Genomic DNA, 11,363 nt, shown 5'->3' with positions numbered 1-11,363 from the left:
GCTTCAAGCACACGGTGCAACTGTGGACAGAGTGGGTCTCGCGAGGCCTCTCGGCCACGAAGGATTGCGGGCGGCTATTCACGTTGATCGCACAATGCAGGGTCGGCCATCGACCCGGACGCATCGAGCCGCGAATGCGAAAACGAAGGCCCAAACCCTACCCCTGGTTGAAGGTGCCCCGCGACCAGGCTCGCCGACACGTCCAGAGGCATGGTCATGCCTATGAGCCAAAGTAAGTGCCATTCCCCTATATCGTTGAGCAAAACGCTGCCGGGAGGATGTGAATTCATAAACCGCATAGTCCACATCCGCAGAACTTGTTGGACTGACGGGAGACGAGCGCAAAGAATGCGGATGTGACTAAAGCAACCGCCATCAAGGACATAGTCGATGTCCCAACTGCCCAGTGCCAAACACCTGCACGCGGGATCACGAGTTTTGCGACGAGCATCGAGCGCCTGTTCGGCCTGATGTTTTGCGCAGTCGTTCTGTTGAACTTTGCCAGCGCGGCGCTGCGATACGCGGGCGGACGGGCGCTGGTGGGGGCCGACGAGGTCCAGGTCTATCTGATGGTCTGGCTCATCTTCCTCGGCGCAGCCGTCGCGGGCGCTCGCCATATGCACCTGCGGATGGATATTTTTGTGCAAAGGCTGGGTCCGCAGCTTGGCTGGTGGCGCGGGCTCTTCGAGGCGGTGCTCTCGCTCGCGATTTGCATTCTCATGACCTGGGTTTCGATTGGTTTTTCCAGCGAGATGATGACCATGGGCCAACGCAGCGACGGCGCCGGCATTCCCATGTGGCTGGTACATGCCGCCCCGGCGGCCGGCTTCCTCGGCTTGGCGCTGGCCTCCGGTTGGGATTTGATTCGATTGGGGCTCAACAGACCCATTACCAGCACGCAAGCCGCAAGCGGAGAACCCTCATGACCGGCATCACCCTGGCCTTTGTACCCCTGGTGCTGCTCCTTGCGGGAGTGCCGATATTCCTGGTGCTGCTCACGGCATCGGCGGCGACCGTTCTGTTCTTGATGAATGTGCCGATCGCGGTGCTTCATCAGACGATATTCGGGGCACTGGACAGCTTTGCACTGCTTTCCGTGCCGTTCTTCATTTTCGCGGGTGAACTGATGGGCCGGGGCAGTGTGGCGTCGCGCATCGTCGACATCATGCGAGCGTCGACGGGACACCTCAAAGGCAGCCTGCCCCTGGCAACAGTGGGAACGTCCGCCGTTTTCGGGGCGATGTCGGGCGCGAGTGCCGCCACCGTCGCGACAGTGGGGCAGCTGATGCTGCCACCCTTGAAAGAGCGGGGCTATCCCGATGATTTCAGGGCGGGCCTGATCACCGCCGTCGGCGCCATCGACATCATCATCCCGCCGTCAGTGCCCTTGATCATCTATGCGGCCGCTGCGTCCGAGTCGGTGCCCAAGCTCTACGCGGCAGGCGTCGTTCCGGGGCTTCTCATTGCCGCCATCCTGGCCGTTTACGTGCTGTGGTACGCCAGGCGAAGGAGCATCTCCGACGGTCAGTCCTTCTCGCTGCGGCTCCTGCTGGCTTCGTTCCGGCGTGGGCTCTGGGCCCTGGGCGCACCAGTCATCATCCTGGGCGGGATTTACGGCGGTTTCGTGTCTCCTACCGAATCGGCCGCGGTGGCCTGTGTCTACGCGGCGTTCGTTACGCGATTCATCTACCGCGAGCTGAGTTGGGGCGACATCATCGACTGCGCCACACGGACAGTCACGCTGACAGCGCAGATCCTGCTGATCGTGGCCTGTGCCAATGTGTTCGGCTGGATTTTGACTGTGCACCAGATCCCGCTGGCGCTGGTCGAGCTGGTGCAGGGATGGCAACTGTCCCCGTGGACCATTCTTCTGGTCCTGAACGTCGTGTTCCTGGTGGTGGGCTGCTTTATCGATCCGCTGTCGGCCATTCTGGTGCTCACGCCACTGCTCATGCCTCTCATCAAGGCTGCGGGGATCGATCCTGTTCACTTCGGGATCGTGATCACCACGAACCTGGCCATAGGTATGTTCCATCCGCCGTTCGGGCTGAATATTTTCGTGACCCAGTCGCTATTCAAATTCCCGTTGCAGGTGATCTACAAGGGCATCGTTCCCTTCCTCTATCTGTACTTGCTGGCCCTGGCGCTGATCACGTATGTGCCCTGGCTGTCCATGGCACTGGTCCGAATGATTTACTGAATGAACACTCGCCCCCGCGCTTCGCTGCCTCCCGAGGGGGCGCATTTTGCCCAGGGGCGGCCCGTCGTCAAAAAGGAGACATGAAATGAGTGCATTGCTTTCCCGTCGCGCCATGACCGGTGCCGTTGCCGCAGCCTTGGCAGCGCCTCAGGTTCTTTTCGCGCAGCAAAACCAGATTGTCATGAAGGTGACCTCGGCCACCATCAATGACGTCATTCACCATTGGATGAAGAGCTTCAAGGCCGCGGTCGAGGCCAGGAGTGCCGGCCGTATCAAGGTCGAACTCTATCCCGCGAGCCAGTTGGGCGCCATTCCCCGAATGGTGGAGGGCGCCGCGCTGGGCACCATCGAGTGCTTCGTCACGGCTTCCAGCTTTCTGACCAGTCTGGACGCCCGGTTCGAAGTGCTGGATGTTGCGGGACTGCTATCGGACACGGCCCATGCGCAGCGGACGTTTTCGGATCCTGAAGTCCGTCAGCAGGTATTTGCGATGGGTGGCAACAAAGGGCTGCAGAGCATCTCCGTCTTCATGCACAGCCCACAAAACGTGGTTTCGCGGCGGCCCATCCGCAGCATCGCCGATTTCTCGGGGCAGAAGATTCGGGTACTCAGCACGCCCATGCAGATCGAGCCCTTAAAGAAGCTCGGCGCCACGCCCGTTCCCATGCCCTTGTCCGAAGTCATGCCGGCGCTTCAGAACGGTGCGATTGACGGTTTCATCGCCGCGAGTACCGTTTTTTCGGCGCTCAAGTTCTACGACGCCGCCAAGTACCAGACCTCGTTGTCGCAGTGGCCTGTCATCGTGGTCGCCGCTTGCAACAAGAACTGGCTCGCGAAACTGCCTGCCGATCTGCGTGCCGTCGTCACCGAGGAGGCTTCGCGTGTCGAGCCTTCCACTAATGAATTCGGCGCCAAGGACATCCAGGCTGCTCAAGATGTGTGGGCGAAAAACGGTGGCCAGCTGGTCACCATGAATGCCAACGATGCGTCGTCCTTTTCCAGGCTGGTCAACGAATCAGCCATGGCTATTCTGCGTGAAAAGCCCGCCGTGCTGGCGGAGTACGAACGCTACGCCAAGGCCTGCCAGAAATACAAGGACAAGGCTTAATGCCAGGCATTTCGCCGCCACCGAACAACTGCGGTCCAACCTGGGCCCGATATTCCAACCTAAACAGGAGCATTGAATGAACGGAAAGATTGGCCTGGAAGAGCACTTTGCAATCGCAGAGACTCTTCAAGATTCAGCCGGCTTCGTGCCGGGCGACTACTGGAAAGAGCTCAGCAAACGGCTGACCGATATTCACGATGGCCGCCTGCGCGAAATGGATCAGAACGGCATGGAGATGATGATCCTCTCGCTCAATGCACCGGCGGTGCAGGCTATTCCTGAAACCGCCAAAGCCATCGAGATTGCCGTCCGGGCCAACGACTACCTGGCAGAGCAGGTGGCCACGCGTCCCGACCGCTTTCAGGCATTTGCTGCCTTGCCCATGCAGGACCCGGATGCGGCAACACGCGAACTCGAACGCTGCATGAAGGAGTTGGGTTTCAAGGGCGCACTGGTCAATGGATTTTCTCAAGTGGGAACGCCCGAAAACGTCGTCTACTATGACGCGCCGCAGTACGCGGATTTCTGGGCCAAGTGCGAGGTACTCGATGCGCCGTTTTATCTGCACCCGCGCAATCCCATCGCCTCCTGGGCTCAGATCTACGAGGGTCACCCCTGGCTCATGGGGCCGACGTGGGCATTCGGGCAGGAAACCGCCGTGCACGCCTTGCGGCTGATGGCGAGCGGGCTGTTTGATCGTCACCCCAAGCTGCAGATCGTGTTGGGTCATATGGGCGAAGGATTGCCGTACAGCATGTGGCGAATCGACAATCGCAACGCCTGGGTAAAGCTTCCCAAAGCCTATCCAGCCAAGAAGACCTTCGCGGAATACTTCCAGCAAAACTTTCATCTGACGACCTCCGGCAACTTCAGGACACAGACCTTGATCGATGCCATACTCGAAGTCGGTTCCGACCGGATTCTTTTCTCCACCGACTGGCCGTTCGAGAATGTCGACCATGCGTCCAATTGGTTCAACAGTACCTCCATCAGCGAAGCGGATCGCGTGAAGATCGGCCGGACCAATGCGGTGAACCTGTTCAAGCTGGAAATCTGAGGCCATCCGAAGGAGCGAGCGTGATCGACATTGACGAGCGGACGATTACCCAGGCAGTCCTGGAAGCCCAAGCAAAATGCGGCAATCCCCGGCTGAAACAAGTGATGGAGAGCCTGGTGAGGCACCTTCACGAATTCGCCCGTGAAGTAGCGCTGACCGAAAAAGAGTGGCTTCTGGCGATTGAATTCCTGACGGAGGCGGGCCACATCACCGACGACAAAAGACAGGAGTTCATTTTGTTGTCCGATACCCTGGGCCTGTCCACCCTGGTCACGGCGCAAAACAATGCCAAGCCGGCGGGCTGTACCGAATCGACTGTCTTTGGGCCATTTTTCGTCGAAGGTGCGCCGAAGTTCGTCAATGGTGACGACATCTCGAATGGTGCCAAGGGCCAGCCTTGCTACGTGAGCGGAAGGGTTCGCAGCATTGGCGGGGAAGCGATTGCGGGCGCGCAGATTTCCGTCTGGCAGTCCGATGAGGATGGTTTTTACGACGTCCAGCGCCCGGAACTCGAGGGGGCTCAGGCGCGCGGTGAGCTGGTCAGCGGGCCGGACGGCCGGTACTACTTCAAGACGATTCTTGCCGCACCGTACCCGATACCGCACGACGGGCCCGTCGGGCGCATGCTGCAGCAACTGGGTCGCCATCCGTGGCGGCCGGCGCACCTGCATTTCATGGTGAAGGCGCCTGGGTTTCAGGACCTGATCACCCACATCTTCCGCGCGGGAGATCCGTATCTGGAATCGGACGCCGTGTTTGGGGTCCGCTCCTCGCTGGTCACCGACTGGACCCGCCATGAACCGGGGGGCGCGCCCGACGGCAGTCAACTTGCGAGCCCCTTCTACACGGTCGGGTACGACATCGTTCTGAATCCTTTGCAGGATATTCATAGATGACCATCAAACATATTGTCATGTGGCGCGTCCACGCCGATAGCGAGGACGCACGTCAAACCGCTTGCCAGAAGATCAGGGAAGCGTTCGAGTCACTGGCGGGAAAAATTCCAGGGCTGGTGGAGCTGGAAGTAGGCATCGATTCGTCGAGGATCAGCTATGCCAGCGATGTAGTCCTGAATTCGACATTCACGGATCAGGAATCTCTGACCGGGTACGCGTCCCATCCGGAGCATCTGCGCGTGCGCGCGGAACTTGCGGGTGTCCGGATTGAGAGCAGGCAAGTCGATTACCTGTGCGGCTGAGCGATGCGTTCCGGGATCGGTGAGTTCATCTACAACGCGAACGCGGCGCGCGTCGTCTTTGGCGCGGGCAGTGCACAGCATGCCTTGCGGGAGCTCGACAAAATGGGCTGCACGCGCGCGCTCGTGCTCTGCACGCCTAACCAGCGGTCACTGGCGGAAGCAGTGGTCCACACCTTGGGTTCAAAAGCCGTCGCCGTGTTCGATCAGGCACAGATGCACGTCCCGCTCGAAGTTGCCGCCGCGGGTCTTCGGGCTGCCCGGGCGGCCAATGCCGATTGCACCGTCGCGGTCGGAGGCGGCTCGACCATTGGGCTGGCGAAGGCCATTGCCCTGAGCATGGGCTTGCCCATTCTGGCGATGCCCACGACCTATGCCGGCTCCGAGATGACGCCTATCTACGGCATCACCGACGCGCAGGGGAAGCAAACCGGTGTTGACCCAAAGGTGCTGCCCAAGGTTGTCATCTACGACCCGCAACTCACGATGAAGTTGCCCGCAAGCATCTCCATCACCAGTGGTATCAACGCCATCGCGCACGCGGCAGAGGGACTCTACGCACGGGACGCGAATCCCATCACGTCGCTGATGGCGGAAGAAGGGATCAGGGCGCTGACCGAAGCCCTGCCGAAGCTCATCGCTGCACCGACGCACCTCCAGGCACGGGAGATGGCGCTGTATGGGGCCTGGTTGTGCGGCTCGGTGCTGGGCGCGGTCGGGATGGCCTTGCATCACAAGTTGTGCCACACACTGGGCGGCAGCTTCGGGCTTCCTCACGCCGAGACCCACACGGTCGTGCTCCCCTATGCGCTTGCCTACAACTACAGGCACGCTCCCGAGGCGATGCATCGGCTGGAGCGGGCGATGCAAAGAGACCATGGTCCGGCGGCCATCCAGGAGCTGGCCAAAACCTGCGGAGCACCGGTCAGCCTCATGGCGATCGGCATGAAGGCGCAGGACCTGGACAAGGCAGCCGACATGGCGATGCAGAACGCCTACTGGAACCCTCGTCCACTGGACCGCGACGCCATACGCACCCTGTTGCAACTGGCTTATGAGGGGCTGCCGCCATCGCACGCGGCATAGTCAGGCTGTTCAGCGGACGGGATAGGCGTCTTCATCCTCAACAGAGTGCAGCGCATGTTGGCGCCGCTCGAATGCCATCGCCACGACCTGGCGCACCGACGGCTCGTGAAAGAGCGAGAAGAAGCGAGCTCTCAGCCACTGATTGCCGCTGTCGAGCCGAAATCTCTCGTGCCACTGCTGGCGGATGGCAAAAGGCGCCACCTCGAACGGCGTGGGACCCATCTTGAGGTCGGCGCGGGTTGACATCATCGCCTGCACCAGTCGCCTGGGCGCGGTGAGCAGCAGATTGGACGAAGCGACTATCGCGGACAAGCCCAGTGAATGCGCCGCCGTCAGCACCACATTGCGCTGGCCCAGCACGCCGGCGCGATTCAAGGTGCTCTGTAACTCGGTGTCGGTGGCGCCGCTGGGACGGTAGGCGATGTGTTTGGCGGACATGTAGTCCTCGAAGAGCATCTCGCCCGCTGCCAAAGGGTTGCTGCTGCTCATCAGCACCACGAAGGTCTCATCGAAGAGCCTTTGCTCGTAGAAGGTCTGGCCCATGGCCTTCCAGCTGCCCACGGCAAGATCGATCTGTCCGTGCATCATCCCTTGCCTTGCATCTGCCATCGATGCATCCACCGTCTCGAAGCGAACGCCGGGCGCTTCTTTCTGGGCTGCTGCCAGCAGCTGCGGCATCATGATCAGTTGGCCGATGTCATTGATGGCGATCCGGAAGGTGCGGTCGGAGGTCGACGGGTCAAACTGGCGTCCCTGATCGATGGCTTGTGCGAACTTGCCCAAGCCCGCGTCGACCGAGACGATGAGCCGCTCGGCCAAGGGCGTAGGAACCATCCCCTCGATCGTCCTGACAAAAAGGGGATCTCCGAATCGTTCGCGCATGCGCTTGAGTGCGTTGCTCGCGGCAGACTGCGTCATGCCGATCCGATCGCCAGCCAGCGTGACACTGCGCGTCACATAGATGGCCTGAAAGACAAGAAACAGATTCAGGTCGACAGTGTTGATATTCATCGAGGGCTCCTAAGTTCTCACTTGCTCAAGCCTGCTGCTGCGGAATCTTCTCCGCCACTTCCCAGACGGAGCCCATTTGCCCGGAATGGAAAAGCAGCGGTGTCGACTCGGAGTTCGAAAACGCGTCAACCCTGCCGACGAGAATGGTGTGGTCACCTTCCTGATAACGGGAGTAGGACGAGCATTCGAAGGTGGCTGCGCTGTGGCGCAGCCTGGGGCACCCGCCGATGCCCACGGTGAACGCGTCCTCGTACAGCGCGAACTTGTCGAGGGCCGGCTTGGCGAAGTGCGACGCCAGCTCTTTCTGGTCGCTCGCCAGGATGCTGATGATGTAGCTGCGGCCGGTAAGGAAAACCTCGGCACTGCGCGTGTCGTCACGGATGCTCCACAGCACGAGGGGCGGGGTGAGGGAAACCGAGGCGAAGGAGTTGATGGTCATTCCCTCGCGCTTTCCGTCGGGGCCTACCGTGGTGACCAGGCAGACGCCCGTCGGGAATGAGCCCAAGGCACGGCGGAAGCGGCTGGCGTCCACGGTGAGCGGAATGTCTCCGGTGATGTAGCTCCAGGAATACATGGCGGCACCTCAGACGCCGACGGGCCGCCCCAAGGCGGCTGAAGCCCCCTCGGGAGGCAGCGCATTACACGAAGTGAAAAGCGTGGGGGACATATCAGTACTGGCCTTTGGGCTCGAGCCCCAGCATGTGCTGTCCGACCATGGACGACACCGCGTCCCAGTTCAGGCTGATGTGCCTGGAAATGGCATTGGCGTCGCGCCACATGCGCTGAATAGGCTGGTCGAGCGCGAGTCCCGCTCCGCCTACGCTGGCGAAGAGAGCTTCCACCGCGCTGTGCGACAGGCGCGCCGCGAACGCATGGTCGCGGCGATTGCGGATCCGTTTTTCGACGCTGATCACTTCCCCTTGCGCCGCGATCTGCTCCACCTCCGCGGTGTCGCGGTACAGCAGCAGCCTAGCCGCATCGACCGCGGCAGCGGCTTCGGCGAGGCGGGACTGTACGGGAAAGAACTGGCTCAGCTGGTTGCCGCCGCCGGCGACCGCGCCGCGGGTCACCCGCGTCCCGCACAAGTCGACAAAGGCGTCGACCGCGCCCTGTGCCGTCCCAAGCAGGGGCGATACCAGGCAGACCGGCACGGCCGACAGGAACGGTATGCGGTAGATGGGGTTCTTGTTGACTTCGGTGCCGGGCGGGGCGTTGGAAGACGCTTCGGCGAAGGTGAGACGCCTGTGTGCCGGAATGAAGGTGGGCTTTTCGATGACCACGGTCTTCGAACCGGTTCCGGCTTGGCCGGCCACATGCCAGTTGTCCTCGATGCTCCAGTCCGAACGCGGCGCAAGCAGGAACCCGGCGCTCGGGGGGCGCCCTTTTTCTTCCGGCGGAAAGTGCACCCCCAGCAAGGCCCACTGCGAGTTGTCCACATTGGAAGCGAACTTCCAGTGGCCGCTCACGAGGTATCCGCCGTCCACCCGTTCCGCCGTGGTCGCAGGTGCATAGGAGCCGCAAATGATGGCGCTGGGATTTTCGCCCCACACATCCTTTTGGGCCTGTGCCGGAAACGTTCCAAGCAGCCACTGGTGGATGGCGCCGAGGGAGCAGCCCCAGGCCGAGGACGTACACCCCTTGCCGAGTTCGCTGATCACGTCGATGAAAGCGGTGAAGCCATATTCATAGCCGCCGAACTGCGCCGGCTGCATCAGTTTGAAGAACCCCGCCGTGTGGAAGAGTTCGGTGACCTCCCCGGATACCCGCCGCGATTGCTCGGTGGCCTGCGCCTTTTGCCGAAGCACGGGGACAAGCTCTTGCGCAGCCCCGACGATGTTCTTGAGTGACGGGGCCCCATGCACCGGGCTGATACGGCCGGGCGCCTGCATGGGGAGTGAATCTGAGTTTGCCAGTCGGTTCATGGTGTCTCCAAAGTCCTTACAAAAAAACTTCTACATGGAAGTTAATTAGATCCATATTAACTTGCAAATGCAAATAATAAAACCTAGGTAATTTCCCTGATCTACCCCTCCGGTCGCCTGCTATCATGATGGCATGAAGAAGGAAAACGCAGGGATAAACGCAGAGATGTCGCAGTCGTCGCCGTCACGCGCTACAGGTCCCAAGCGCAAGCAAAACGATGCTGCAATGACAATTAATTTCATTGACCACGACCTTGAGCGCGCCATCCCTTATTTACTTGCGCGTGCAGGTATGCGCATGGGTCAGGCCTTCGGTAAAGAACTGAAGCCCTTCGGTTTGTCGCTCACCGAGTGGCGGGTCTGCGCCGCCCTTCATCACCAGCCGCACCAGCGACTGGCGGAGCTGGCGGCACATACGTCCGCCGAACCCTCGACGCTCTCTCGGACCGTGGATGGGCTGCTGCAGCGTGGGCTGCTTATCCGGGAGAGATCGGGGGACGATGCGCGGGCCTTGGCGCTCAGCTTGACCCCGGAGGGGGATGCGCTGGCGCAACGCATCATTCCCCTGGCCCAACTGTATGACCGGGTTGCACTCTCAGGTATCAGTGCAACACAAGTCGATCTGCTGCGTGACATGCTTCGCCGCATCTACAGCAATATGGAAACCCTGGATAAGGGCGGTTCACGCGGCGGTTGACGCCAGGCCCGGGCCTGCCGGGCGGTTTTGATCTGGAAAGGCCATCAGCCGAAGAAGCAGGCTTGCGCTCGCTGGATGGCTCCTGGCGAACTGCGCGGGTGGCCCCATGGCGCAGCCCGCACACCCGTACACGCCCGTAGCTATTGTGCCGGGGGCACCGTGCCACGCAGACCGGCACGCATGATGGCGCGATCGAGTTCGCCGTTGCGCCGGACTTCCTCGGTGAAGGTCCGCAGGTACGGCATGCCGCCGGCACGGCCCTTGGGTATGGCGGGGGCGAGATGTTCGCTGCCCCAGCCGCCCTCGAGCACGCGCGCGCCAGGCACCCGTTCGGACAGCTCGAACAAGATGCCCTTGTTGGTGGCAAATGCGTCGATCTCCCGAGTCTGCAGCGCTGAGCGCGCGGCCTCCAGCGTCGGGAAGCTACGCAGCTTCGCCTCCTTCAGGCGACCTCCGAGCACCCGCTCCGAGGAACTGCCCTGGCTGACGCCAACGGTCACACCTGGCTGGTCCAGCCGCTCGATCGCCGTGACGCGCGGCGCGGAGGGCACCAGCACGCCGAGTTCCAGGTCCACCAGCGTGGGAGCGAAATCCACCACGCGCGCACGCTCGGCCGTTGCGTTGGTGACCGTGAGATCGGCATCCCCCCGCTGCAGCGCCGCCAGTGCCTCCGCAAGACGCGGATAGACAGCGATCTGCGCGGGCACACCGAGGCGGGCCGCAAGGGAGCGGCCGAGGTCGACGCTGACTCCCCGCATGCTCTCAGGCGGTGCCTGTTCCACCAGCGACGTGGGACTGCCGGGATAGACTGCGACGCGCAGCGTCCCCGTCGGCGCAAGCGTTTCACGCGCGGCAGCGGGCCCCCCCGGCACCGGAGCGGTGGCGCAGCCGCCGAGAGAGGCACCGACGGCCAGCACAGCCGCCAGCAGACGCCGGCGGGAACGAACGAAACCACCAGGGCGGAGCATGAGGCGCCTGCGGGTCAGAAGGAATGCGTGATGCCGACGCTCACGCCGTTCGATGTGGACTTGTTGCCGGCGCCCAGGTAATTGCCTTTCCAATTCGTCGTGTCGAGCTCCAGGAACAC

The 11,363-nt window shown here is 61.8% G+C and carries 12 protein-coding genes and 1 pseudogene; 9 read left to right on the top strand and 4 right to left on the bottom strand.

Going from position 1 to position 11,363, the window contains the following annotated elements; all coding sequences use genetic code 11:
• From AC1DUR_RS25470 to AC1DUR_RS25435, 8 genes and pseudogenes are all read left to right on the top strand, one after another.
• Nucleotides 1-236, top strand: a pseudogene (locus AC1DUR_RS25470) (IS4 family transposase); the annotation flags it as partial.
• 120 nt (nt 237-356) lie between these two features.
• Nucleotides 357-926 carry a TRAP transporter small permease gene (locus AC1DUR_RS25465; protein WP_477722354.1) on the top strand — a complete coding sequence of 190 codons (570 nt, stop codon included), beginning with the start codon at nt 357-359 and terminating at the stop codon, nt 924-926.
• Nucleotides 923-2,200: a TRAP transporter large permease gene (locus tag AC1DUR_RS25460; RefSeq protein ID WP_477722353.1), complete on the top strand. Its 1,278-nt coding sequence runs from the start codon at nt 923-925 to the stop codon at nt 2,198-2,200. Before AC1DUR_RS25465 ends, AC1DUR_RS25460 begins: the two co-directional genes overlap by 4 nt.
• Before the next feature lie 85 nt (nt 2,201-2,285).
• Complete coding sequence (locus AC1DUR_RS25455) at nt 2,286-3,308, top strand: TRAP transporter substrate-binding protein (RefSeq protein WP_477722352.1); 1,023 nt, start codon at nt 2,286-2,288, stop codon at nt 3,306-3,308.
• Between the two features lie 76 nt (nt 3,309-3,384).
• Nucleotides 3,385-4,365 (top strand): amidohydrolase family protein, encoded by a 981-nt coding sequence (locus tag AC1DUR_RS25450; protein ID WP_477722351.1) that lies wholly within the window; start codon nt 3,385-3,387, stop codon nt 4,363-4,365.
• 20 nt (nt 4,366-4,385) lie between these two features.
• Complete coding sequence (locus tag AC1DUR_RS25445) at nt 4,386-5,261, top strand: intradiol ring-cleavage dioxygenase (protein ID WP_477719212.1); 876 nt, start codon at nt 4,386-4,388, stop codon at nt 5,259-5,261.
• On the top strand, nt 5,258-5,563 hold the full coding sequence (locus AC1DUR_RS25440; RefSeq protein WP_477719211.1) for a Dabb family protein: 306 nt from the start codon (nt 5,258-5,260) through the stop codon (nt 5,561-5,563). The genes AC1DUR_RS25445 and AC1DUR_RS25440 overlap by 4 nt, the downstream gene beginning before the upstream one ends.
• A gap of 3 nt (nt 5,564-5,566) precedes the next feature.
• Complete coding sequence (locus AC1DUR_RS25435) at nt 5,567-6,646, top strand: maleylacetate reductase (RefSeq protein WP_477722350.1); 1,080 nt, start codon at nt 5,567-5,569, stop codon at nt 6,644-6,646.
• A gap of 9 nt (nt 6,647-6,655) precedes the next feature.
• On the opposite strand, the gene AC1DUR_RS25430 is transcribed toward AC1DUR_RS25435, so the two are convergent.
• The 3 genes from AC1DUR_RS25430 to AC1DUR_RS25420 all read right to left on the bottom strand — a co-directional run bounded on the left by AC1DUR_RS25430 (nt 6,656) and on the right by AC1DUR_RS25420 (nt 9,579).
• Entirely contained in the window at nt 6,656-7,657 is a 1,002-nt protein-coding gene (locus tag AC1DUR_RS25430) for a LysR family transcriptional regulator (protein WP_477719209.1), read from the bottom strand.
• Between the two features lie 25 nt (nt 7,658-7,682).
• Nucleotides 7,683-8,231 carry a flavin reductase family protein gene (locus AC1DUR_RS25425; protein ID WP_477719208.1) on the bottom strand — a complete coding sequence of 183 codons (549 nt, stop codon included), beginning with the start codon at nt 8,229-8,231 and terminating at the stop codon, nt 7,683-7,685.
• Nucleotides 8,232-8,325: 94 nt separating this feature from the next.
• Nucleotides 8,326-9,579 carry an acyl-CoA dehydrogenase family protein gene (locus AC1DUR_RS25420; RefSeq protein WP_477719207.1) on the bottom strand — a complete coding sequence of 418 codons (1,254 nt, stop codon included), beginning with the start codon at nt 9,577-9,579 and terminating at the stop codon, nt 8,326-8,328.
• 133 nt (nt 9,580-9,712) lie between these two features.
• Here AC1DUR_RS25420 and AC1DUR_RS25415 point away from each other — a divergent pair, with 133 nt between their 5' ends.
• Nucleotides 9,713-10,276: a MarR family winged helix-turn-helix transcriptional regulator gene (locus AC1DUR_RS25415; protein ID WP_477722349.1), complete on the top strand. Its 564-nt coding sequence runs from the start codon at nt 9,713-9,715 to the stop codon at nt 10,274-10,276.
• Between the two features lie 140 nt (nt 10,277-10,416).
• On the opposite strand, the gene AC1DUR_RS25410 is transcribed toward AC1DUR_RS25415, so the two are convergent.
• On the bottom strand, nt 10,417-11,244 hold the full coding sequence (locus AC1DUR_RS25410; protein WP_477722348.1) for a transporter substrate-binding domain-containing protein: 828 nt from the start codon (nt 11,242-11,244) through the stop codon (nt 10,417-10,419).
• Between the last annotated feature and the right edge of the window lie 119 nt (nt 11,245-11,363).

It is taken from the genome of Polaromonas sp. P4_F4 (assembly GCF_056401355.1).
Note: the sequence above shows the minus strand (reverse complement) of the source record. Positions and strands in the feature narration are given on the sequence as shown.

What these genes read in the sequence shown, in the direction of transcription:
- AC1DUR_RS25460 (WP_477722353.1), top strand. Translation starts at nt 923, where the DNA reads ATGACCGGCATCACCCTGGCCTTTGTACCCCTGGTGCTGCTCCTTGCG.
- AC1DUR_RS25455 (WP_477722352.1), top strand. Translation starts at nt 2,286, where the DNA reads ATGAGTGCATTGCTTTCCCGTCGCGCCATGACCGGTGCCGTTGCCGCA.
- AC1DUR_RS25450 (WP_477722351.1), top strand. Translation starts at nt 3,385, where the DNA reads ATGAACGGAAAGATTGGCCTGGAAGAGCACTTTGCAATCGCAGAGACT.
- AC1DUR_RS25440 (WP_477719211.1), top strand. Translation starts at nt 5,258, where the DNA reads ATGACCATCAAACATATTGTCATGTGGCGCGTCCACGCCGATAGCGAG.
- AC1DUR_RS25435 (WP_477722350.1), top strand. Translation starts at nt 5,567, where the DNA reads ATGCGTTCCGGGATCGGTGAGTTCATCTACAACGCGAACGCGGCGCGC.
- AC1DUR_RS25430 (WP_477719209.1), bottom strand. Translation starts at nt 7,657, where the DNA reads ATGAATATCAACACTGTCGACCTGAATCTGTTTCTTGTCTTTCAGGCC.
- AC1DUR_RS25425 (WP_477719208.1), bottom strand. Translation starts at nt 8,231, where the DNA reads ATGTATTCCTGGAGCTACATCACCGGAGACATTCCGCTCACCGTGGAC.
- AC1DUR_RS25420 (WP_477719207.1), bottom strand. Translation starts at nt 9,579, where the DNA reads ATGAACCGACTGGCAAACTCAGATTCACTCCCCATGCAGGCGCCCGGC.
- AC1DUR_RS25415 (WP_477722349.1), top strand. Translation starts at nt 9,713, where the DNA reads ATGAAGAAGGAAAACGCAGGGATAAACGCAGAGATGTCGCAGTCGTCG.
- AC1DUR_RS25410 (WP_477722348.1), bottom strand. Translation starts at nt 11,244, where the DNA reads ATGCTCCGCCCTGGTGGTTTCGTTCGTTCCCGCCGGCGTCTGCTGGCG.